The organism is Collinsella sp. AM38-1BH (assembly GCF_003467545.1).
Taxonomy (GTDB): domain Bacteria; phylum Actinomycetota; class Coriobacteriia; order Coriobacteriales; family Coriobacteriaceae; genus Collinsella.
Genome location: NZ_QSHC01000004.1, coordinates 66,828 through 88,879 on the forward strand (window position 1 = coordinate 66,828; position 22,052 = coordinate 88,879).

24 protein-coding genes and 1 tRNA gene are annotated in these 22,052 nt (G+C 59.4%); 20 read left to right on the forward strand and 5 right to left on the reverse strand.

Annotation, left to right across the window (positions count from 1 at the left end; genetic code table 11):
* The first annotated feature begins 259 nt into the window (after positions 1-259).
* The 8 genes from DW870_RS03115 to DW870_RS03150 all read left to right on the forward strand — a co-directional run bounded on the left by DW870_RS03115 (position 260) and on the right by DW870_RS03150 (position 7,829).
* Positions 260-1,267, forward strand: a complete 1,008-nt coding sequence (locus tag DW870_RS03115) for an ABC transporter substrate-binding protein (protein WP_158556900.1) — start codon at positions 260-262, stop codon at positions 1,265-1,267.
* 317 nt (positions 1,268-1,584) lie between these two features.
* Positions 1,585-2,169 (forward strand): ribosome hibernation-promoting factor, HPF/YfiA family, encoded by a 585-nt coding sequence (gene hpf, locus DW870_RS03120; protein ID WP_035137685.1) that lies wholly within the window; start codon positions 1,585-1,587, stop codon positions 2,167-2,169.
* Between the two features lie 79 nt (positions 2,170-2,248).
* A complete protein-coding gene (locus DW870_RS03125; protein WP_055310423.1) occupies positions 2,249-3,202 on the forward strand; it encodes a DegV family protein in 954 nt (317 codons plus the stop codon).
* 98 nt (positions 3,203-3,300) lie between these two features.
* Positions 3,301-4,380 carry an NAD(P)-dependent oxidoreductase gene (locus DW870_RS03130; protein WP_117847901.1) on the forward strand — a complete coding sequence of 360 codons (1,080 nt, stop codon included), beginning with the start codon at positions 3,301-3,303 and terminating at the stop codon, positions 4,378-4,380.
* A gap of 5 nt (positions 4,381-4,385) precedes the next feature.
* Positions 4,386-4,814: a hypothetical protein gene (locus DW870_RS03135; protein WP_055310425.1), complete on the forward strand. Its 429-nt coding sequence runs from the start codon at positions 4,386-4,388 to the stop codon at positions 4,812-4,814.
* 15 nt (positions 4,815-4,829) lie between these two features.
* On the forward strand, positions 4,830-5,528 hold the full coding sequence (locus tag DW870_RS03140; RefSeq protein WP_006236252.1) for a hypothetical protein: 699 nt from the start codon (positions 4,830-4,832) through the stop codon (positions 5,526-5,528).
* Positions 5,529-5,534: 6 nt separating this feature from the next.
* Positions 5,535-6,620 carry an isocitrate/isopropylmalate dehydrogenase family protein gene (locus DW870_RS03145; RefSeq protein WP_117876852.1) on the forward strand — a complete coding sequence of 362 codons (1,086 nt, stop codon included), beginning with the start codon at positions 5,535-5,537 and terminating at the stop codon, positions 6,618-6,620.
* 126 nt (positions 6,621-6,746) lie between these two features.
* Positions 6,747-7,829 (forward strand): hypothetical protein, encoded by a 1,083-nt coding sequence (locus DW870_RS03150; protein ID WP_117735500.1) that lies wholly within the window; start codon positions 6,747-6,749, stop codon positions 7,827-7,829.
* Between the two features lie 111 nt (positions 7,830-7,940).
* Here DW870_RS03150 and DW870_RS03155 read toward each other — a convergent pair whose 3' ends face one another.
* From DW870_RS03155 to DW870_RS03165, 3 genes are all read right to left on the reverse strand, one after another.
* Positions 7,941-8,177 (reverse strand): helix-turn-helix transcriptional regulator, encoded by a 237-nt coding sequence (locus tag DW870_RS03155; RefSeq protein ID WP_117564746.1) that lies wholly within the window; start codon positions 8,175-8,177, stop codon positions 7,941-7,943.
* A gap of 9 nt (positions 8,178-8,186) precedes the next feature.
* Positions 8,187-8,825: a DUF2975 domain-containing protein gene (locus DW870_RS03160; RefSeq protein WP_117735499.1), complete on the reverse strand. Its 639-nt coding sequence runs from the start codon at positions 8,823-8,825 to the stop codon at positions 8,187-8,189.
* A gap of 263 nt (positions 8,826-9,088) precedes the next feature.
* Positions 9,089-10,246, reverse strand: a complete 1,158-nt coding sequence (locus tag DW870_RS03165) for an IS110 family transposase (protein ID WP_233547384.1) — start codon at positions 10,244-10,246, stop codon at positions 9,089-9,091.
* An 821-nt stretch (positions 10,247-11,067) separates the two neighbouring features.
* Between DW870_RS03165 and DW870_RS03170 the strand changes: the two genes are divergently transcribed.
* From DW870_RS03170 to nagA, 8 genes are all read left to right on the forward strand, one after another.
* The gene (locus DW870_RS03170) at positions 11,068-11,511 is read left to right on the forward strand and encodes a PTS fructose transporter subunit IIA (protein WP_117735498.1); all 444 of its coding nucleotides are present in this window, start codon (positions 11,068-11,070) and stop codon (positions 11,509-11,511) included.
* Complete coding sequence (gene yajC, locus DW870_RS03175; protein WP_117735497.1) at positions 11,511-11,792, forward strand: preprotein translocase subunit YajC; 282 nt, start codon at positions 11,511-11,513, stop codon at positions 11,790-11,792. The genes DW870_RS03170 and yajC overlap by 1 nt, the downstream gene beginning before the upstream one ends.
* Before the next feature lie 36 nt (positions 11,793-11,828).
* Positions 11,829-12,311, forward strand: a complete 483-nt coding sequence (gene agaV / locus DW870_RS03180; RefSeq protein WP_089572404.1) for a PTS N-acetylgalactosamine transporter subunit IIB — start codon at positions 11,829-11,831, stop codon at positions 12,309-12,311.
* Positions 12,312-12,401: 90 nt separating this feature from the next.
* Entirely contained in the window at positions 12,402-13,202 is an 801-nt protein-coding gene (locus DW870_RS03185) for a PTS sugar transporter subunit IIC (RefSeq protein ID WP_117735496.1), read from the forward strand.
* On the forward strand, positions 13,192-14,274 hold the full coding sequence (locus tag DW870_RS03190; protein WP_055251210.1) for a PTS system mannose/fructose/sorbose family transporter subunit IID: 1,083 nt from the start codon (positions 13,192-13,194) through the stop codon (positions 14,272-14,274). Before DW870_RS03185 ends, DW870_RS03190 begins: the two co-directional genes overlap by 11 nt.
* A gap of 185 nt (positions 14,275-14,459) precedes the next feature.
* Positions 14,460-15,191 carry a GntR family transcriptional regulator gene (locus tag DW870_RS03195; RefSeq protein ID WP_117735495.1) on the forward strand — a complete coding sequence of 244 codons (732 nt, stop codon included), beginning with the start codon at positions 14,460-14,462 and terminating at the stop codon, positions 15,189-15,191.
* Positions 15,192-15,305: 114 nt separating this feature from the next.
* On the forward strand, positions 15,306-16,472 hold the full coding sequence (locus DW870_RS03200) for an SIS domain-containing protein (RefSeq protein WP_117743270.1): 1,167 nt from the start codon (positions 15,306-15,308) through the stop codon (positions 16,470-16,472).
* Between the two features lie 119 nt (positions 16,473-16,591).
* Positions 16,592-17,761 carry an N-acetylglucosamine-6-phosphate deacetylase gene (gene nagA, locus DW870_RS03205; protein ID WP_117735494.1) on the forward strand — a complete coding sequence of 390 codons (1,170 nt, stop codon included), beginning with the start codon at positions 16,592-16,594 and terminating at the stop codon, positions 17,759-17,761.
* 75 nt (positions 17,762-17,836) lie between these two features.
* Here nagA and DW870_RS03210 read toward each other — a convergent pair whose 3' ends face one another.
* Positions 17,837-18,421, reverse strand: coding sequence for a flavodoxin domain-containing protein (locus DW870_RS03210; RefSeq protein WP_233505087.1), 585 nt, complete (start codon positions 18,419-18,421; stop codon positions 17,837-17,839).
* A 157-nt stretch (positions 18,422-18,578) separates the two neighbouring features.
* Between DW870_RS03210 and DW870_RS03215 the strand changes: the two genes are divergently transcribed.
* The 3 genes from DW870_RS03215 to DW870_RS03230 all read left to right on the forward strand — a co-directional run bounded on the left by DW870_RS03215 (position 18,579) and on the right by DW870_RS03230 (position 21,126).
* Positions 18,579-19,460 carry an aldose 1-epimerase family protein gene (locus DW870_RS03215; RefSeq protein WP_117763429.1) on the forward strand — a complete coding sequence of 294 codons (882 nt, stop codon included), beginning with the start codon at positions 18,579-18,581 and terminating at the stop codon, positions 19,458-19,460.
* Positions 19,461-19,519: 59 nt separating this feature from the next.
* Positions 19,520-20,455, forward strand: a complete 936-nt coding sequence (locus tag DW870_RS03220; RefSeq protein WP_117763430.1) for a hexose kinase — start codon at positions 19,520-19,522, stop codon at positions 20,453-20,455.
* Positions 20,456-20,652: 197 nt separating this feature from the next.
* Positions 20,653-21,126, forward strand: coding sequence for a YhcH/YjgK/YiaL family protein (locus DW870_RS03230; protein WP_117743267.1), 474 nt, complete (start codon positions 20,653-20,655; stop codon positions 21,124-21,126).
* Positions 21,127-21,335: 209 nt separating this feature from the next.
* Here the strand turns inward: DW870_RS03230 and DW870_RS03235 are convergent.
* Positions 21,336-21,411: transfer RNA gene (locus tag DW870_RS03235), tRNA-Thr, on the reverse strand.
* A 157-nt stretch (positions 21,412-21,568) separates the two neighbouring features.
* Between DW870_RS03235 and DW870_RS03240 the strand changes: the two genes are divergently transcribed.
* Positions 21,569-22,051 carry a PTS sugar transporter subunit IIB gene (locus DW870_RS03240; protein WP_117876856.1) on the forward strand — a complete coding sequence of 161 codons (483 nt, stop codon included), beginning with the start codon at positions 21,569-21,571 and terminating at the stop codon, positions 22,049-22,051.
* Position 22,052 lies beyond the last annotated feature (1 nt).

The following is a 22,052-nucleotide window of genomic DNA, read 5'->3' on the forward strand; positions in this document are numbered from 1 at the left end:
ACCGCGTGCGCGCGGCGCGATCATGGCGCGTCCTAGATGTAAGCCGCACCGTCCGTTCTACTTTCTTTGGGGCAATACCGCCTCGCGGGCGAGCGGGTCAGTCGTGAAGGTGGCTGCGGCCTCCCGAGCAAACACCCCGGTGCGCAAGTGTGGGGTCAAATACCAGGTCAGCTGGTGGGAACAACCTGATATTCCGCGCAACGCACGGATTGTATACGACACAGAAGGCAGGGTAGTGGACATGGTGAGGGGCAGCTTGATGCACGCGGCTCGGTTGGGTGCTGGGACCGCAGCGGTCATTGCCGTTTTGGGCCTGAGCGGATGCGCGTTCAACCCGCTGTCTACGTTCACGACTCCCACGATCGACCAGATCGAGTACGAGACCGTCACGCCGGCGGTGTCGGACGATGCCCTGGTCACTCCCGGAACCCTGACGGTCGCCCTCGATACTTCCGATGCGCCGCAGGCCATGCAGGACGCCGATGGCGAGCTCACGGGGTATGCGGTTGACGCCGCCCGCGCTCTCGCAAGCCGCATGGGCCTTAAGGTCGCCTTTGTCGATGCGTCTTCGGCAGATTCCGCGCTCGGCGACAAAAAGGCCGATATCTTTATCGGCGAGATTAACTCCACGGACGGGGACATTAGCTCGCTCGGCACCTGCCTGTACGATGCCACTTCCGTGTTCGGTAAAACTAGCGATGGTGGGTCGCTAAGCGTTTCCACCGATACCCTTAACACGTCCACCCTGGGCGTTCAGACGTCCTCGGCCTCGCAGGAGGCGCTTGCTAAGCAGAGCATCACCGCCAACCAAAAGACCTACTCCAACATCAACGAGTGCTTTGAGGCGCTCGAGTCCGGCGAGGTCGACTATGTGATCTGCGACTCCACGGCCGGCGGCTACCTTGCACGCCTGATGAGCGAGGTCTCCTATGCCGGTGCGCTCGAGGCGCCCTCGACGCTTGGTGTTGCGGGCCTCTCGTCCAATGACGAACTGTGCCGTGCCGTGAGCGATGCCCTCGACGGTATTACGGCCGACGGCACGCTCGAGGCGGTCCACTCTGTCTGGTATGGCACGATGCCCTACGACCTCACCACTAAGACGGTTTCGGGCGCTAACGTGCAGCCGGGCGACTCTGAGTCCAGTGAGACCACGTCCTCCGGCAGCGAGTCCTCCGATTCCAACAATGAGACCGCATCCTCCGAGGACAAATCGTCCAGCCAGGAAGGCACCATCACCGACGACGACATTAACAAACTCAATAGCTAGTTATTGCTAGGGGTGGTGTCTCCTATACGTTGGAAAGGACACCTCTTCACGGTTTCAACACGCACTGCCGGACTTCCCCGATGGGGGAGCCCGGCTTTTTCATCCCAATAAAATCAGCAGGTCAAAGCCAATTTTCGGGACCAAATACAAAGCCGCCGGCCCCCTCCTATAGCGCACTTTGCCACAGAAAAGTGCGAGACTTCGGTATGCGGTATCAAGCAATCGTTATTCGGGTCTTTAGGAATCCGCGTGATTAAATGCACGGCAATGGGTACATAGCCAGTACAGTAAGTCCCCGAGGCAGATTGGAGCCACGTATGGATATCAAGGTTTCTGGACGCAAGACGACGGTAACCGATGCTCTGCGTGCGCATGTGGATGAGAAGATCGGCGAGGCGCTCAAGGTTTTCGATATCGAGCCCATGACGGTCGACGTTGTACTTCGCTATGAGAAGAACCCCTCGAACCCCAACCCGGCAATCGTCGAGGTTACGGTTCGTGCCCGCGGTTCGGTGATTCGCGTTGCCGAGCACGGTGCGGATATGTACGCCGCCATCGACCTCTCCGCCGATAAGGTCACCCGCCAGCTGCGCAAGTTCAAGACCAAGGTCGTGGACAACCGCCAGGGCGGTGCCAGCGCAGCGGATGTCGCGCCGGTCGAGCGCGTCGAGGATCTGGCCGACCTGCTGCTGCCCGAGGAGGAGGACGACCTGCTCGTCCGCGAGAAGGTCATCGATGTCACCCCGATGACTGAGGAGCAGGCGCTGGTGCAGACCGATCTGCTGGGCCACGACTTCTACGTGTTCGAGAACGCGACGACTGGCCTCATCAATGTGGTGTATCACCGTAAGAATGGTGGATATGGCATCATCAAGCCCCGTATCGAAACACTTGACGAGTAAAATACGTTAACTTGCATGAGTTAACGGTTGGCGGCCATCCCATGCGGATGGCCGCCTTTTTACGTAAGGAGTCGCTTTGATGGACAAGGCTGCATCTACCGGCCATTCTGACCGCTGCCGCATCGTCGTCGATACCTGCTGCGACTTTAGCCCCGAGGTCGCCGCGAACCTCGATGTCGATATCCTGGGTTTCCCCTTCATTATCGATGGCGAGGAGCGCACGGACGATATCTGGTCGAGCATGAGCCCTAAGGAGTTCTACGACCGCATGCGCGCCGGCGCTCGCGTGTCTACCTCCGCCGTGTCGCTCGGTCGCTATATCGAGTTCTTTACCGAGTGCGCCAAAGAGGGCACGCCCACGGTCTACCTGTGCTTTACCTCGGCGCTGTCGTCGAGCTACAACTCCGCGTGCCAGGCGGCGGACGCCGTGCGCGCCGAGTATCCCGATTTTGAGCTCTACGTGGTCGACAATGCTCTGCCCTGCGCGACCGGCGCGCTCTTGGCGCTCGAGGCCGTGCGCCAGCGTTCGGCGGGACTGACCGCCAAACAGCTGGTCGATTGGGCAAACGAGGCAAAGACCTATGTCCACGGCTACTTTACGCTCGAGAGCTTTGACGCACTGGCCGCCGGCGGCCGTATTCCGCCCGCGGCGGCACAGCTCACGGCAAAGCTCGATGTCAAGCCCGAGCTCTCCTACGACCTTGCCGGCTCGCTGTCGCTGATCGGCGTCAACCGCGGCCGCAAGAAGGCGCTCAAGTCCATCCTCAAGTCGTTCCGCGAGAACTACGTGCCCGATCGCACCATGCCCATCGCCATCATGACGGCCGATGCCGAGAAGGACGGTGATTGGCTCGAGGCCGCTATCCGCAAGGAGGAAGGCTGCGCCGACGTCACCATCATCCGTAGTTCCGTCGGTCCCACCATCGGCTCGCACGTGGGCCCCGGCATGGTGGCCTGCGCGTTTTGGGGCAAGAACCGTGCCGAGAAAGCCTCGCTTTCCGACCGCATCGCGCGCCGTGTGCGCGGTGAGTAGACAGGCGCTGCGGCTGCAAGTGCCCTCAAGTCACAGCCCAAACGCTGGCACCGAGTATTCAACCTGGTAACAACACCCAACCCAAAAGGAAAGGTTTCATGGCAAACAAGCTCTCTGTCGCATTTATCGGCACCGGAATCATGGGTGCCCCCATCGCCGGCCACATCCTGGATGCCGGCTATCCCGTCACGGTCAACAACCGTACCGAGTCCAAGGCTGCAGCGCTTATCGAGCGCGGTGCCGTCTGGGCCGATACGCCGGCCGATGCCGCGGCGAACGCCGATGTCGTCTTTACCATGGTGGGTTATCCTTCCGAGGTCGAGGAACTCTACCTGGCGGGCGACGGCCTGCTCGCGTGCACTAAGCCGGGCGCGGTCTTGATCGACCTCACTACGAGCTCGCCCGAGCTCGCCCGTGACATTGCCGAGGCCGCCCAGGTTTCTGGTCGCATGGCGTTTGACTGCCCCGTCACCGGCGGCGAGTCGGGCGCTATCGCCGGCACGCTCACGGCTATCGTGGGCGCTACCGAGAACGACATCGCGCCGGTCCGCGACATCCTTGCCACCTTTGCGGCCAACATCTGCTGCTTCGACGGCGCCGGCAAGGGCCAGGCTGCCAAGCTCGCCAATCAGGTGTCGCTGGGCGCCTGCATGGTCGGCATGGCGGACGCCATGGCATTTGCCGAGCTGAGCGGCCTTGACCTGGAGAAGACCCGCCAGATGATCCTGGGCGGTACCGGCAAGTCCGGCGCCATGGAGAGCCTGGCGCCCAAGGCGCTCGACGGCGACTACAAGCCCGGCTTTATGGTCGAGCACTTCATTAAGGACCTGCGCCTGGCGCTCGCTTACGCCGACGATCGCGAGCTCGCGCTGCCCGGTGCCGACGTGGCCTTTACGCTCTACGATATGCTCGACGCCATTGGCGGCGCCAAGCTGGGCACCCAGGCCATCACGGTACTCTACAAGGAGGAGGCCGACGCCATCGCCGCCGGTCTGGACTGGTCGCAGTATCGCCCCGAGGAGCATGGTGCCCACGAGGACGGCTGCGGTTGCGGCGAGCACGGCGACGACCACGAGTGCGGTTGCGGCCACCACCACGGCGAGGACCACGAGTGCTGCGGCGGCCACGGCCATGACGACGGCCACGAGTGCTGCTGCGGCCACCATCACGAGGAGTAGCGACCATGAGCTGGACGTTCGTGGTGCTTGCGCTGGTGCTCTTTCTCTTTGCGATCTACATCGGCTTTTTATGCGGCCAGTGGGCGTGCGAAAAGCGCGTCATCACCAAGCGCGACTACTGGATCGCCAATTTTGCAGGTGCGGCGGCAGTCGTCCTGCTAACCTGGGTGTTTTCGCTGTTCCCGCTGGTGCAGTTTGCGCCGATCGGCTGGCTCGGCGGCTTTATCGCCGGCCTTAAGATGAGTTTTGGCGAGTCCGTCGGCCCGTGGCGCAAGCACGACGAGGTCTTTAACGTCAACAAGGCTCACCGCGCCGCCGCCGACGCGGGCGATGCCGAGGAGCGTCGCCGCGCACGCCGCAATGGCGCGGCCGACCGACAGCTCATCTCGGTCACCGATGACAGCAAGGGTGCTGGCAAGCACGCTAAGAAATAGTAAGAAGAGGTAACTATGGCAGAAAACAAGGAAGAACAGCTCACCGACGAGGAGCTGGCACAGCTTCAGCTGGCAGAGGAGAACGAGAACGCCGTCGACCGCCTGGTCAAGGAGCTCGGCTGCCCCACGCGCCGCATTCGTCAGTTTGCCGCCCGCGTGCTGCACCTGCTTGCCGAGCGCGATCCGCAGCGCGTCGTGCCCTGCGTGCCCGCGCTGATCGAGGCGCTCGACCGCCCCGAGGCTCAGACCCGCTGGGAGGCTCTCGATGCCCTGGCGGCGCTCGCCACCACCTGCCCCGAGCAGCTGGGCGATGCCTTTGAGGGCGCCGAGACCGCGCTGTTCGACGAGATTTCGTCCACGCTGCGCTATGCCGCCTTCCGCCTGCTGTGCGTGTGGGGTGCCACGAGCGTCGAGCGTTCGCGCGAGGCTTGGCCCATCCTGGACGAGGCCATCCAGTGCTATCACGGCGACCTCGAGTATCGCGACATGCTCGGTTGCCTGTACGAGTTTGGCCAGGGCGAGATCGACGCCGAGGTCGCCGAGAAGCTCGCGCTGCGCCTTAAGTTCGACGCCGAGAACGGCAAGGGCAGCTATCTCAAGGCCCGTTCGAGTGAGATTTGCGAAATGCTTGTTAAACGTTTTGGCCTGGATCTCTCCAAAAAGAAGAAGCGTGCTAGCGTTAAAAAATCTGACGACGCCGAAGACGAGGAGTAACAGATTATGGCGCACGATGTAGTCCTGATCCCCGGTGACGGTATCGGTCCCGAGACTACGCAGGCCATGCGCCGCGTGGTCGAGGCCACCGGTGTCCAGATCAATTGGAACGTCCAAGAGGCCGGTGCCGGCGTCATGGACGAGTTTGGCACGCCACTGCCTCAGCACGTGCTCGACGCGGTCGCCGAGACCAAGGTTGCTATCAAGGGCCCCATCACCACGCCGGTCGGTACGGGTTTCCGCAGCGTCAATGTGGCCCTGCGAAAGCACTTCGACCTGTATGCCTGCGTGCGCCCTTGCCTGTCGCAGCCGGGCGACGGCTCGCGCTTCCGCGACGTCGACCTGGTCATCGTGCGCGAGAACACCGAGGACCTCTACGCCGGCATCGAGTTCGATGAGGGCGCTGCCGAGGTCGAGGAGCTCTCGCAGCTCGTCGAGCGCTCGGGTCAGAAGACCTTCGCTGCGGATTCCGCCATCTCAATTAAGCCGATTTCCATCGCCAAGAGCCGCCGTATTGTGGAGTACGCCTTTGAGTACGCCCGCCGCTGCGGCCGCAAAAAGGTGACGGCCGTGCATAAGGCCAACATCATGAAGGCGACCGATGGTCTGTTCCTGCGCGTTGCGCGCGAGGTGGCCGCCAACTATCCCGATATCGAGTTCAACGACAAGATCGTCGACGCCACCTGCATGGGCCTGGTCCAGAACCCCAACGACTTCGATGTCCTGGTGCTGCCCAACCTGTACGGCGACATCGTGAGCGACCTGTGCGCCGGCCTCGTGGGCGGTTTAGGGATGGCCCCCGGCTCCAACATCGGTGCCGACTGCGCCATTTTCGAGGCTACGCACGGCTCCGCGCCCGATATCGCCGGCCAGGATATCGCTAACCCCACGGCAGAAATTCTCTCTGCTGCCATGATGCTCGATCATCTGGGCGAGAACGATGCGGCCAATCGCATTCGCGCCGCCGTTTCTGCCACGCTCGACGAGGGCGAGCAGGTTACCGGTGACGTGCGTCGTGCCCAGACCGGTTCCGTTGAGGGTGCCGTGGGTACGCAGGCCTTTGCCGATGCCGTTATCGCGCACCTGGCCTAAGGCATGCAGACTGCAAACGCCTAAATAGTACTTAAGTGTTTGCGTATAACCTAAGAATCAATACGCCCGGCGCTCCGTCGGGCGTATTCTATTGGGGACTATGTTTCCTAACAAGGAGTAACCGATATGGGTTTGATTCAAAAGAAGGACGAGAAGGACGAGATCGACGGCATCCAGATCATCGAGCGCGGCGAAGGCCCCAATGGTGACGAGGACGAGAAGATCGACCTGGTCGCCGGTACGTCTGCCGAGTATATTGCAGCTGGCACGACGGCCGAGGAGGAGGACGCCCGTCTGGAAGCTCAGATCGCCGCAGATGCCGCTGACGAGAACCTCATGCCCGAGGAGCAGGACGAGGACGATTCCGACGCGGACGATCATGCATCCAAGCACAAGAAGACGATGATCGCCGCCTTCGTGGTTACAGTCGTGATCGCTGCCGTGGTCGGCTTCTTTATTGGCAATGGCGGCTTTGGCGGCAAGGGTGTCGGTTCGGCGACCCTGACCGAGGACCAGCTCGATTCGACCGTGGCAAGTTATAGCTACAACGGCAAGAAGAGTGACATCACCGCGCGCGAGGCCATCGAGAGCCAGTACAGCCTCGACACCGTCAAGGACGGCGACGGCAACTACACGGCTCCTTCTGCCGACGTCATCCTGTCCTACGTGCGCAACAAGATTCTGCTCGATGCTGCCGAGGACGAGGGTATTACCGTCTCTTCTAAGGAGATGAAGAAGTACGCCGAGGATTCTATCGGCACTTCTGACTACGACACCATGGCCAAGCAGTATGGCGTCTCCAAAGACCAGGCCAAGCAGATCGTCCGCCAGTCCGCGACGCTGCAGAAGCTCTACAAGAAGAAGGTCGGCGACAGCTCCGCAAGCATGCCGACCGCCCCGACCGAGCCTGCTGACGGCAACGAGGAGACCGCGAGCAAGGACTACGCCGACTACATCATCAACCTTGCCGGCGACGAGTGGGATAGCTCAAAGGGCACTTGGAAGGACGCCGATGGCACCTACGCTAAGGCATTCGCCGACGATGCCTTTACTGCCGATAGCGCTACCTATAAACAGGCCATGACCGCCTATTACACCGCCTACCAGCAGTACTCCTCGCAGGCTTCGAGCGCCAGCTCCAAGTGGACCGAGTATGCTAACGGCCTCTACGCCAAGGCCAACATCAGCATCTACGGCCTGTTTGCGTAAGGGCTGCCCGAGCCACCGAGTGCGTAGCCAAAAAAACTGATAAGCCCGCTAGAACGGATGTCGTTCTAGCGGGCTTATTGCGTTTAGACACTGGTGGTTAGATTATGCCTATTAATCTTTAAGTCCAAAAAGGTTATCGGCTTCATCGTCAGGCATATATTCCAGTACATCGCCCGGTTGGCAGTCGAGTGCTCGGCATATCGCGTCAAGAGTTGAAAAGCGCACGGCGGAAACCTTGCCCGTCTTGATGCGCGACATATTGACCTGGGAGATGCCCACGCGTTCCGCAAGCTCTTTCGATGAGATCTTGCGTTCGGCGAGCATGCGGTCGAGCCGCAGAATAATCATGGATTCCCCCTAGAGCAACTCGTCATCTTGTTTTTGCAGGATGCACCCGTACTGGAAGACGCTGGCAATCAGGCTAATAATCAGGCCTGTAAAGAGCATGGAGAGGTCGAGATGCTGGCCGCCAAGCGCATCCGTAAAGCTACCGCCAAATCCTGAGAGAATCAGCCCTGTGACTATGGCACCAAAAAGTTTCACGGCGGCGCCGCCGATAAGGAACAAATGTCCTATTTGACGTAGTATGCGGATGCATTCGAGGTCAAAGGGCCTGCCCGCCTTTTCAATGGCGGAGAAAAACCTGTATGCGCTTAGCGCGATGGCAAGCGCGAGGCATGCCATCATGCCGCTCCCTATGGCAGTATGACCGTCGTGCGCGACAAGCATAAGAGGGGTCTGTTCGTTGGCGCCGACGAGAGCGAGAAATGGCCCTTCGCCAGCCGTAAGCTCTACGGATTGGAGACAGAACCCTTGGGAGAGGCTAGGCAATATGAGTAGAAGTTCGATTGCAATGACTGCGAGGAGTGCCAGAGCGAGCGCCACGATGGTGCAGATTGTGCCCCATTTGCAGTAGCGAGTGAGCTTCCTCAGCTTGGCGATTGCCTGTTCACGGTCGATGGCTTCATTCGATTTGGATACGTTCCAGCGGACCATAGCTCCTCCAACCAATGTCTTGGATGATACTTGTATCTTATATCATACTTAATGATAAACGATAAACAATTACAGATTAGAGTAAGTAATGTTTGTGAGACGAATAGTGAGAGCTATGGCATATTCAGGGAATGGGAGTTTGGAATGCGGGGGGTGTTCCTATAGTTTTGTCAACTGGGAAATGCTCTCCGTGCGACCGGATCGCGGCATGCTGACGCCAAGCCATTAGGCCGGTGGGCTTCAGTCTGCTCGGTGCGTTTCGGCTAGGCTGCGTAAGGCACCCTGTCTCGCATGACCGCGTAGATGACCTTCAGTCTCTTTCGCGCCAGCGCCTTGAGCGCCTTGCCGTGCGACATGCCCCGCTCTCGGCACCTGGTGTAGTAGTCGCCCCATCTCCCCTCTGTCCGGGTAAGGCAGTTGCATGAGAATATGAGCAGGTTCTTCAGCCTCTTGTTGCCTTGGCGCGATGCCGTCACCGAGGAGATCGAGGTTCCCGACTGGCGGTTGCGCGGCGCCAAGCCGCAGTACGACGCGAGCCTGTCGTGACTGGGGAAGTCTTCGATGTCGATGGAGATCGCAAGCTCGGAAGCGGTTTTGGGCCCGATGCCCGGCACCGTCAGGAGGCATCGGTAGGTATCGTCGCCCTCGAGCAGGGCGGAGATCTCCGCCGTGATCGCCTCGATCTCCGTCGAGTTCTCGGATATCCTGCGCGCGAGCAGTTTCACCGCCCGGTCCTCGGCGGCGACGACCGACGCATCCGGCCTTGTCGAGGAGGTTGTCGAGCGGACGAGGGCCTCGATCTTACCGCGCGCCGCCCCACGCGTGAGCGCCGCCGCCCTGCGGGGCCCGGCGTCGGCTACCGACCAGGCCCCGCCGAGGGATGCCATGAGCCTCAGCTGGCACCCGTCGGACAGGTCGACCAGTGCCTCGAAGGCGGGGCACGATTCCAGCAGGATGCTGCGCAGCCGGTTCTTATTCCTAGTGTTCTCGCAGGTCAGGAAGTTCCTCTGGGCGGCCAGCGCCCTCGCCGCCGCAATTGTCGGACCTGGGTCTCCGACCGGCAGGAGCGCGTCGGGGATGCCAAGCGCCGTCTTCGCGATGACCATCGCGTCTCGCTCGTCGGTCTTGGCGTCGCCGGCGAAGAGCCTGGCGGCCCCGTGCGCCGCGAGTCCCGGCAGGTACGCCGCCGACATCCCGGCCGCCCTGGCGCGGGCGAGCGCGAGGGCGCCTATGTTGCGCGACTGGTCGACGACCACGAGCGCATCGGGGAAGCGGCCGAACAGCGAGTCCAGGTCGTCCTCCCTGTTCGCGACGGGGGTGCTCAACAGCACCTCGCCATCTCGAGTCGCGACGCATGCCCAGTGGGACGATTTCCCGACATCGAGCCCGATGACGGCTTCCGGCATTCTAATTGGTGCCACGGTGGTATCCTCCAATCGGTAGGCCGATCGGAACCCCTCCCCGCGACACCCACATTACCTGGCCGTGGCGCTTGCGCCCGGCAGTTTCCTATCAGTCGTCCGGAGCGGCGAGCGCCCCCGGTGGCAACACCCCCCGGGCCCTCTACGGGGCAGGGGCAGACGGCCATCCGGAGGCGCCCGATCGGCGGCCCCTCGGGGCTTGCCCGTATCGTAGGCAATGCGCCGAATGCTCGCCATCGAAATTTATCGATGGCCTATTTCAGACTGTAATGGGTGGACAAAGAACGATATTTCCTGCAATCGCGCAAATGCTTCATCGGGTCTCCCTAATTCATATGGGAAAACGGCTGCAAACGATTGCAAATAACCGGTGAACGGTCAAAAACTACCGTTCACCGATAATTTCTAAACTGGTTCTAACTGGTATTAAGTCAAAAAGACCAATTCACAAATCTTCACAATGACCTGCATTTTTCCTACACGCTATATTTAGCCGCCCTACGTTGTTTAGACACAGAAAAAGATCCGATCTTTTGCCAACGCATTTCGAAACGGTTTCAAAACCGCAGGTAGAAGTGTTAACGAGCGGTAAACGGTCGATTTATCACCGTGAACGGTGCAAAAACGTTTTACTGTATGAATCAACGAAAGCGACCTCTTCTGTGGTGATATAGTGACAACAACACGTCACGTGGTTACTACCAGTTGAGAGACCACTGGTCTTCAAAGAACGCTTTCTAAGAAGCTTTAAGGGCGAGCGCCCGCTGGCTTCCGAACATCATCGGACTCAGATCGTACACACCTTCGGAAGGGAAATTTGAATGGTTGGCTTTATTCTTACCGGTCATGGACAGTTCGCACCCGGCCTTGCAAGTGCTATCGCTATGGTTGCCGGCGACCAGCCCGCTTTTACCGTCGTTCCTTTTGAGGGCGACCAGGCTGCTTCCTACGGTGAGGATCTCCGCGCCGCTATTACCGCCATGCGCGAGGAGTGCGATGGCGTGCTCGTCTTTACCGACCTGCTCGGTGGTACTCCGTTCAATCAGTCGATGATGATTGCCCAGGATGTCGACAACGTCGAGGTTCTGACTGGCGCCAACCTTCCCATGGTTATTGAGCTTCTGTTCCTCCGCGGTAACGCCACGCTCGCCGAGCTTGGCGAGCAGGCCGTGACTGTTGGCCAGACGGGCATCACCGCCCAGACGGTCGCATCCGTTGCCGGCTCCGATGAAGAGGATATCTTCGGCGACGAGGACGGCATCTAATGGCCGATTTCGGAGCCAGTGTTCTGAGTTCCTCGGTAGCTCTTTTGGGCCTGCTTGCCATCATGGGTGTGATTTACACCATCTGGTCGCAAATCAACATGAAGAAGAAGCAGAAGTACTTCAAGGAGCTGCACACCGAGCTCAAGCCGGGTCAGGAGGTTCTTTTCGCCGGCGGTATCTACGGAACCGTCAAGGGCATCGAAGGCGAAAAGGTCCAGATCAAAGTCCGATCCGGTGCCGTCGTAGATGTTTCGCGTTACGCGATTCAGGAGATCAAGTAACTGTCGTCAGCAAATAACGAAAGGAAGCTGATCAACATGGCAGAACCCAACATTCTTCTTACCCGCATCGATAACCGACTGGTCCATGGTCAGGTCGCTACCCAGTGGAACTCCACCCTGGGCTCCAACCTCATCCTCGTCGCCAACGACGATGTGTCGACCAACACCATGCGCCAGAACCTCATGAAGATGGCCGCTCCCGCCGGCGTCGCTACGCGTTTCTTCTCCCTGCAGAAGACCATCGACGTCATTGGCAAGGCGAGCCCGCGCCAGAAGATCTTCATCGTGGCCGAAACACCGGAAGACGTGCTTACGCTCGTCAAGGGCGGTGTGCCTATAAAGAAGGTAAACATCGGCAACATGCACATGTCGGAAGGAAAGCGCCAAGTCGCCACCTCCGTCGCAGTTAACGACGAGGATGTCGCTGCGTTTAAAGAGCTGCAGGAATTGGGGGTGGAGTTGGAGATCAGGCGCGTTCCGAGCACGCCTGTTGAGGACACGAGCAAGCTCTTCTCGTAATCCTCGTGATCCACGTTGTCAGGATTGAAACCCTGACGTTCTGTACGTGAAATCCAAAGTGCGTACATACATTTTGAAAGGAGGAGCAAGATGGAATTCTCGATCATTCAGGTCGCCTTGGTCTTCGTTGTTACGTTCATCGCGGCAATCGACCAGTTTGACTTCCTCGAGTCTCTCTATCAGCCCATCGTCACCGGCGCCGTCATCGGTCTTATCCTTGGCGACCTCAACACCGGTCTTCTCGTGGGTGGTACCTATCAGCTCATGACGATTGGCAACATGCCGATCGGAGGCGCTCAGCCGCCTAACGCCGTCATTGGCGGCATCATGGCAGCCATTCTCGCTATCGCCACGGGCCTCGAGCCCAACGCGGCAGTCGGCCTTGCCATTCCGTTCGCTCTGCTTGGTCAGCTCGGCGTTACCCTGGTCTTCACGCTTATGTCCCCGCTTATGTCCACGGCCGATAACATGGCTCATAACGCGGACACCAAGGGCATCGAGCGCCTGAACTACTTCGCCATGGCTCTGCTCGGCCTGATCTTCGCTGTCGTCGTCACCCTGTTCTTCATCGCTGGCGCTACCATTGGTCAGACCATCGCTTCCGCCATCCCGACTTGGCTGCAGACCGGTCTGTCCGCTGCAGGCGGCATGATGCGCTTCGTCGGCTTCGCCGTCCTGCTCAAGGTTATGATGAACCGCGATATGTGGGGCTTCTTCCTCATGGGCTTTGGCCTCGCGCTCATCACCGTTGCCAACGATTCGCTGGCAACCCCTGCTCTGCTCATCCTCGCTCTCATCGGCTTCGGCATCGCTTTCTGGGACTTCCAGCAGCAGACCGAGCTGAAGGGTGCAGCTGTTTCTGACGGAGGTGACTTCGAAGATGGCATCTAATGAGTATGTGATCCCGGAGCACTACGAGGATCTCACTCCTGCTCCGCAGCTCGACCAGAAGACCCTCAACAAGATGGCTTGGCGCTCCTGCTTCCTGCAGGCATCGTTCAACTACGAGCGCATGCAGGCCGCTGGCTGGCTTTACTCCATCATCCCCGGTCTGGAGAAGATCCACACCAACAAGAACGACCTCGCGGCTTCCATGAGCCACAACCTGGAGTTCTTCAACACCCACCCGTTCCTCGTCACCTTTGTTATGGGTATCGTGCTTTCGCTCGAGCAGAACAAGGTTGACATCCCCACGATCCGCGCCGTCCGCGTCGCCGCAATGGGCCCGCTCGGTGGTATCGGTGACGCCCTGTTCTGGCTGACGCTCGTGCCTATCACGGCCGGCATCACCTCCAACATGGCCATCAACGGCAACGCCGCTGCGCCGATCATCTTCCTGGTGATCTTCAACGTCGTCCAGTTCGCTCTGCGCTTCTGGCTCATGAACTGGTCCTACAAGCTTGGCACCAGCGCTATTGACGCTCTGACTGCCAACATGCAGGCCTTCACGCGTGCCGCTTCCATCATGGGCGTCTTCGTCGTCGGTTGCCTGGTCGTCACCATGGGTGGCACCCAGATCAACCTCCAGATCCCCAACGGCACCACCCGTGGCCTCTCCGCTACTACCGTGATCGTCTCCGAGAAGGAGGCCGAGAACTTCACCGGTATGGAGGGCATCGATACCGAGACCGCTGAGGCCGGTACCATCGCCATGACCGATAAGGACGGCAACGCCCTTACCGCTTCCGATGCCGACGGCAACGCTGTCGAGTGCGGCGTCACCGATCTGGGCAACGGCATGGAGTCCGTTACCTACGGCACCGTCACCGAGGATCCGGTCAACTTCTCCGTTGCCGACACCCTCAACACCATCGTCCCGAAGCTCGTCCCGCTTATGCTTACGCTGCTGCTTTACTACATGTTCGCTAAGCACAGCTGGACCCCGACCAAGGGCATTCTGCTGCTCTTCGTCCTGGGCATCCTGGGCGCTGGCCCGCTTGGTCTCTGGCCGAGCATCTGGTAAGGCTCTAGCTTGAGGGGTGTGTCCCTACGCGGCTCACACCCCGACCCCTTAAGCCATGTGTATGTTAAAAGCCGCGTGCTCGAAAGAGCGCGCGGCTTTTGTTTTCTTGATGATTCGGGTGTGGCAGACAGATAATGCTAAACACCCTAGGTAGTTAGCCGAGTTTGAGAAAATGGGAGGATAGGATGGCGATCGGAGCGCGTAAGCAACCGCTGTACGATCAGCTGGTCGATATTCTGACCGAAAAGATTGACCATGAATATCGCGCCGGTGACATGATTCCTTCCGAGCGCGAACTTTCGGAACGCTATGGCCTCTCGCGCACTACGGTACGCCTGGCTCTGCAGGAACTGGAGCGTTTGGGACTGGTGGTTCGGCAGCACGGTCGCGGTACCTTTGTGACCGACCGTTCGGCAAAGGCAACCAATCTTATGCAGTCCTACAGTTTTACCGAGCAGATGCGCGCGATGGGTCGCGACCCCGAGACCACGATTCTCGAGTTTTGCGAGATGGAGGCCGATAAGAATCTGGCCGAGCATATGGGATTACGTATCGGTGATCGCATTTTTAAGCTCAAGCGCCTTCGTTCTGCCGACAACATGCCCATGATGGTCGAACGTAGCTATCTACCGGTTCGTCAATTTCTGTCCCTAAAGCGACCGCTGCTGGAGCGTAAGCCGCTTTACGATGTGATTGAGCAGGACTTTCAGCAAAAGATACGCGTGGCCGAAGAGGAGTTTTATGCGAGCATAGCCCGTCCCACCGATGCCCATCTTTTGGGAATTGTCGAGGGTTCGCCTGTGCTCGATTTGGTCAGGACTACGTATAACGAGTCAAACGAGGTTGTGGAGTATACGCTCTCGGTTGCTCGTGCCGATCAGTTTAAATACAAGGTTTACCACCAGCGTGGCGACTAGTGTTCACATCGTTTCCATGTGATGATTCTTTGCATTTAACTGGTTACTACCAGATAACCAACTGAAGTGTATAATTGCACGTCAGAGGATTACTTCTAGAGAGAGGTATTAGAAATGTTCGAGAAGAGTGTCGAGGAGCTCACCGAGCTCGGCGCCCAGATCACCACGGCCGAGATTGCTCAGCAGCCCGAGCTCTGGCGTGATACGCTCAACATCTATCGCGAGAACAAGGAGGCCATCGAGGCCTTTCTGGCCGAGGCTCGCGCTATGGGCGAGGGCCGTCTGTCCGTTGTCTTTACCGGTGCCGGTACGTCCGACTATGTTGGCGATACCTGCGCCCCGTACCTGCGTCACGCTGGCAACACTGATCTCTACGACTTTAAGCCCATCGCCACGACCGACATCGTGAGCGCCCCGCGCGACTTCCTGCGCGCCGAGGATCCCACGCTCGTGGTTTCCTTTGCCCGTTCTGGCAACAGCCCCGAGAGCCTTGCCGCCGTTGCCGTTGCCAAGGAGCTCGTCCACAACGTCAAGTTCCTTAACATCACCTGCGCTCCCGAGGGCAAGCTCGCCGTCGAGTCCGCTGATGACCCCAATGCGCTGACGCTGCTCATCCCGCGCGCCAACGACAAGGGCTTCGCCATGACCGGTTCTTACACCTGCATGACCCTGCTCTCTACCCTCATCTTTGACGAGGCTTCCGACGAGCAGAAGGCCGAGTGGGTCGAGACCATCGCCAAGATGGGCGAGGAGGTCATCGATCGTGAGCCCGAGGTCGCCGATTACCTGGCTGGCGACTTCAACCGCGTGACCTACTTGGGTTCCGGCTCCTTCGGGGGCCTTGCCCAGGAGAGCCAGCTCAAGATCCTCGAGCTCGCTCACGGTCTGGTCGCTACTTCCTACGACACCTCCATGGGTTATCGTCACGGACCCAAGTCCTTCGTCGACGACAAGACCCTCGTGTTCGTGTTCGTCAACAACGATGCCTACACCCGTCAGTACGATATCGACATCCTCAACGAGATCGGTGGCGACGAGATCGCTCAGCACACCGTTGCCGTTCAGCAGGATGGCGCTACCGTCTACGAGGGCGAGTCCTTCACCTTTAAGGGCTATGAGGCACTCCCCGAGGGCTACCTTGCCCTGCCGTTCGTGATGTTTGCCCAGGCCATCAGCCTGCTCAACTCCGTGCGCGTGGGCAACACGCCCGATACGCCGAGCCCCACTGGCACGGTCAACCGCGTGGTTAAGGGCGTGACGATTCACCCCTTCACCGCTTAATCGCGTCCCCCCTGTAAGGGCGCCCGTCCGCTCATAACGGCGGGCGGGCGCTTTCTGTTTTTACTAGGACCGGGTATAAGCATCACCACAGTCAACTGCTTTAGAAGCAAGGAGTGCATATGAGCACGTACGCAATTAAGGCTGACAAGTTCTTCTTGCCGGCAGGTCCGCAGCTGGGCGGCTATCTTATGGTCGAGGATGGCGTCTTTGGCGCCTGGCAGGCCGACAAGCCCTCTTGCGAGATTAAGGACTACACGGGATCGTGGATCGCACCGGGTATGGTCGATACCCACATCCATGGCTTCTACAACCACTCAACTACTGACAACGATCCCGAGGGTATCGATATCAGCTCGACCGAGCTCGCCCGTCGCGGTACCACCAGCTGGCTGCCCACGACGTTCACCGATGGCGTCGAGCAGATCAAGGACGCCTGTGCCGCTATTGCCCAGGCTGACGAGGGCCGCGGCCCCGACTTCTGCGGTGCTCGCATTCAGGGCATCTACCTGGAGGGCCCCTTCTTTACCATGAAGCACGTGGGCGCACAGAACCCCGCTTACCTGATCGACCCCTCCGAGGAGGTCTTCGACCAGTGGCAGGAGGCTGCCGGCGGACGTATCGTTAAGAGCGCCATGGCCGCCGAGCGCGATGGTGCTGCTGCCTATGCTGCCGCCCTGAACGCTAAGGGTGTCGTGACCAGCATCGGTCACTCTGATGCCACGTATGACGAGTGCGTCGCCGCCATCAATGCCGGTGCTAGCTGCTTTACGCACACCTATAACGGCCAGCGCGGTCTGCATCACCGCGAGCCCGGTGTTGTGGGCGCTGCTATGACCACCCCCGAGACCTACGCCGAGATTATCTGCGACGGCAAGCATGTGAACCCCGCCGCTATCAAGGCACTGCTGCAGGCTAAGGGCTGGCAGCATACGGTGCTCATCACCGACTGCTTGGGCTGCGGCGGCATGCCCGAGGGCAGCTACACCAGTGGCGGTATGGACGTTATCATGAAGGACAACCTGTGCTGGCTCGCCGACGGCAAGAGCATTGCCGGCTCGGTGCTCACGCTTGCCCAGGGCGTCAAGAACATTGTCGACTGGGGCATTGCCAGCGCCGATATCGCCATTCGCATGGCAACCGAGGTGCCGGCTCGCTCCGCGCACATCGAGGATAAGTGCGGCAGCATTATGCCGGGTCGCGATGCTGACTTTGTCGTATTCGACCACGAGCTCACCCTCGTCGAGACGTATGTTGGCGGCCAGAGCGTCGGCAACGCCTTTACCGAGTAACGATAGAAAAAGACGGCGGGCCCGAATCTGCTCGGACCCGCCGTATGGGTTAAACGCTCAAAAGCACCTTCACAGTTACAGCTTGTTAGCGATCTTCTTTGCTGTGCGCTTGACGCCGGCCACAAGACCTCCCGCAGGATGCTCCTTTTCGTAGGCTAGACGCTTCTCGCGCTTGGCATACTCTTCGACGATGATATCGCCGTACTCGTCTTCGATTTTGTCGAAGAAATCGACGGCGCCCTTAATTTCCTCGGCGGTTGGGTGTCCCTTTTGGACGCCGCCGGTAATCTTGAACGGTCCCCACGTGTCAAAACCGGGACAGCCGTAGACGCCCATAAATATGGCCTGTCTCATGCGGCAGATGCCATCGATATCCTTGCCGTACCACTTGTTTTTGCCACCGTAGGTCATAAGGCCAAACACCTTGTCCTGCGGCTGCAGCACGTTGGTGAGCACGCGTGCCATATCTTTGTCGATCTCGGAGTAATAAATGCCCGTAGCGACACCGATTAGATGATATTCGTGCAGGTCGGGATACTCGTTTTTTCCGAGCGTTTTTACATCGAGGGTATCGATCTCGGGGTGCGCCTCAACGATGGCGTCCACGAGCTTTTTCGTATTGCCGTGGTGACGCGAGGCGTAGAGGATGATGGTTCGCATAAGAAGGCCTTTCAGCTGTAATGACGTCAATGTCTGTATGGTACCCCGTTGCATGGCTGGGATACCGGACGCATCGATGAACATGCGGGTTTGTCCTTTGGTTAGGGCCGAGACGGGTACTTGCGAGCAAAAAAGCAGTTGTTCGAAAGGATGGGCAATGGAATACGCTCTCTCAAACGATTCGATCTCTATCAAGGTTTCCACAGCCGGCGGCTCGTTTACCTCGATTGAGGCCGACGGTCGCGAGTATTTGTGGCAGGGCGATCCTGCCGTGTGGTCCGGCCAGGCGCCGATTTGCTTCCCGATTTGCGGAGGTCTGCGCGACGGCAGCGGCATGACGTTCGCCGGGCATCATGTGAAGCTCGCCCGCCACGGGTTTGCGCGCAAGCAGGAGTGGAAGCTGCTGAGCCAAAGCACGAACGAGCTGGCTGTGTGTCTGGCATCCGAGGATAACGCTGCATTGCTGAGAGATTATCCGTATCCGTTCAAGCTCGTCGCCCGCTATACGCTTGAGGACGCTGCCGTGCGTGTCTCCTATGAGGTCACCAATGAGGGCACCGAGGACATGCCGTTCTTTATCGGTGGACATCCTGGCTTTAGGTGCCCGCTCGACGAGGGCGAGGCCTATACGGACTACGAGCTGCGCTTTGAGAAGGACGAGGCTGCGGAGCTTTGCACCGCCGTACCCTCGACCGGATTGATTGATGTGGCTAACCGCTCCAAGAACCCTATGGTGGGAAAGACGCTACCCCTGTCGCATGAGCTCTTCGATTTTGCGGAGACCATCTTTGACGTGCTCGAGAGCCGTCAGGTCACGCTTTCCAAGAAGGGCGAGGACAAGGGTGTTCGCCTGAGCTTTGAGGGCTTCCCGTATCTTATTGTGTGGAGTAAGCCCGAGGGTGATTTTGTGGCAGTTGAGCCCTGGGGTGGCCTTTCGACCTGTTCCGATGAGGACGACGTGCTTGAGCATAAGCGCGGCTGCCTTATCGCCAAGCCCAAGGAGACCGTCGTTCGCTCGTTCACGATTGAGATTCTGTAATTCCGTTTTGTCGACTCGTATCGCGAGGCACAAGGAGCCTGCGAGATAAGGAGCTAAAAATGATCCTCACCGTTACGATGAACCCGTCCGTCGATACACGCTATCAGCTCGATGAGCTCATTATCGACGACGTTAACCGTGTGACGCCCGAAAAGACCGCCGGCGGCAAGGGTCTCAACGTGGCCCGTGTACTGGGTCAGCTGGGCGACGACGTTGTGGCAACCGGTTTGCTTGGCGGCCACATGGGCGCCTACATGGCCGAGCTCATGGATGCCAACGGCATTAAGAATGATTTTGTACCCATCAAGGGCGAGACTCGCATTTGCCTCAACATCCTCCACGCCGGCAACCAGACCGAGCTGCTCGAGAGCGGCCCGACGATTGCCCCCGAGGAGCTTGATGCCTTTACCGCCAAGTTCGCCGAGCTTGCGAGCAAGGCCGCTGTCGTTACCATCTCGGGTTCGCTGCCCCGTGGTGTCGAGGCGGACTACTACGCCAAGATCACGGGCATTGCCGAGAACGCCGGCGCCAAGGTGCTGCTCGATACCTCGGGTGCTTCGCTTGAGGCTGCGCTCAAGTCCGAGGTCAAGCCTGAGCTGGTTAAGCCTAACCTGACCGAAATTAACGGCCTTCTGGGCACGAGCTTTACCACCGACGATGTGGACGAGCTTCGCGCCGCGCTCGCCTCTGATGCCCGCTTCTCCGATATCCCCTGGGTCGTCGTGTCCATGGGTGCCGCCGGTTCCGTGGGCTTCCATAACGGCCGCGCGTTCCGCGCCAAGACCCCCGATATCCCCGCCGTTAACGCTACGGGCTCTGGCGATTCTACCATTGCCGGCTTCGCGCACGCCATCGCAGCCGGCGCGGATGATGAGACGGTGCTGCGTACCGCCAATACCTGTGGCAAGCTCAACGCCATGGATCCCATGACTGGCCACTTGGTTATGGATCGTTGGGACGAGGTCTACAACGGCGTTACGGTGACCGAGCTGTAAGAGCTTGTGCTGCGGCCCCGGCATCGCTTGCTAGCTCATGTCGACGACAAGTGCAGTAGCATTATGCCGGGGCACGACTCCGACTTTGTCGTGTTCAGTCCCGACCTTACCCTGGTCGAGACGTATGTGGGCGGCAACAGCTTTGGTAATGCGTTTGCCGAGTAGCCGCCAAGGAAACGATCCGAGAGGGGATTTAGATGATTTACGGTGCATTGGGCGATATCGAGGAGTATCGCGGAATGCTCAAGGGCCTCGACGTGCTGATCGACTGGCTCGAGGAGAACGACCCGGCGCAGCTCGAGGTCGGCAGCCATCCGATTCTGGGCGACAAGGTCTATGCGAACGTCATGGCTCCCACGACGCGTCCCGAGGCCGAGGCTCACTACGAGACGCATCAGCGCTATCACGACCTGCAGATCGATGTCGAGGGTCGCGAGGCCTTTAAGGTTGCCACGGGCAGCCTGACGCTGGTCCAGGAGTTTGACGAGAAGGACGACTACGATCTGGTCGATTCCGACGCTTCGATCGCCGGCGATCTTGCCGACGACAAGTTCGCGCTGTTCGTTGCCGGCGAGCCTCACATGCCCACGCTTGAGTTCCCGGGCGATGGCGCACAGCCGGTCAAGAAGATCTGCTTTAAGCTGCTTGCAGATGCTTACTGGGAGGAGTAGCGAACTGTTCGGCTGAGCCGTTCGTCTGATGGCGTGACTCCCTTGGGGGAGCGCGCTTGAGCCCCGCTGATCGCGGTTCCTTTGGGGATTGCGGTTGGCGGGGCTTTTTGTTGAGTAGGGGAGTTGCCGGCAGCGTTGTGCTTGGATTGGCGGATGTGCGTCCGAAATCGGCAACAAAAAAGCCGCCCGTAGGCGGCTATCTTGTGCAATGGAGCCAGCGACCGGGCTCGAACCGGTGACCCCCGCTTTACGAGAGCGGTGCTCTACCAACTGAGCTACGCTGGCGGCCATGTGATGACGCAACTGAGGCGTCAACGGCTGTCTATGATACGGGACATCGCACATCCGCGCAAGTGTTCTGACGGCTTTTCTCACTTTAAATGCACTAATATTGGAAACGCGATGTCTTGCTCTTACGGGTCTCAAACAGAATGGGGCTGCCATGGCTCAACCCAGGATCCTTCTTACACGTATCGATGATCGGTTTATTTACGGGCAAGACGTTGAGCTGTGGAACGAGGCTGTGGGTTCCAACCTCGTCCTAATCGTCAACGACGAGATTGCGGCTGATTCGCGCAAGTGGGCGCCTATGAGGGTCGCGGCGCCCGAGGGTGTGTGGACGCGGTTTTTCTCGGTGCAAAGGACCATCGACATCATTCATACCGCAACGCCGCGCCAATGGATTCTGATTATGGTGGCCTCACCCGCCGATGCGCTCGCGCTGGTTAAGGGCGGTGTGCCGATCAGCAAGATCAGCATTGGTCATATGCAGGCAGGGGAGGGTAGACGCCCCGTGACGTCCGCAGTTGCCGTGGGCGAGGAGGACGTCGCTGCCTTCAAAGAGCTGCAAAAGGTCGGCATAGAGCTAGAAATTCGCTACCTCCCCAGCTCCGACCCCGACCCCATCGGCAATCTGTTCAACTAGT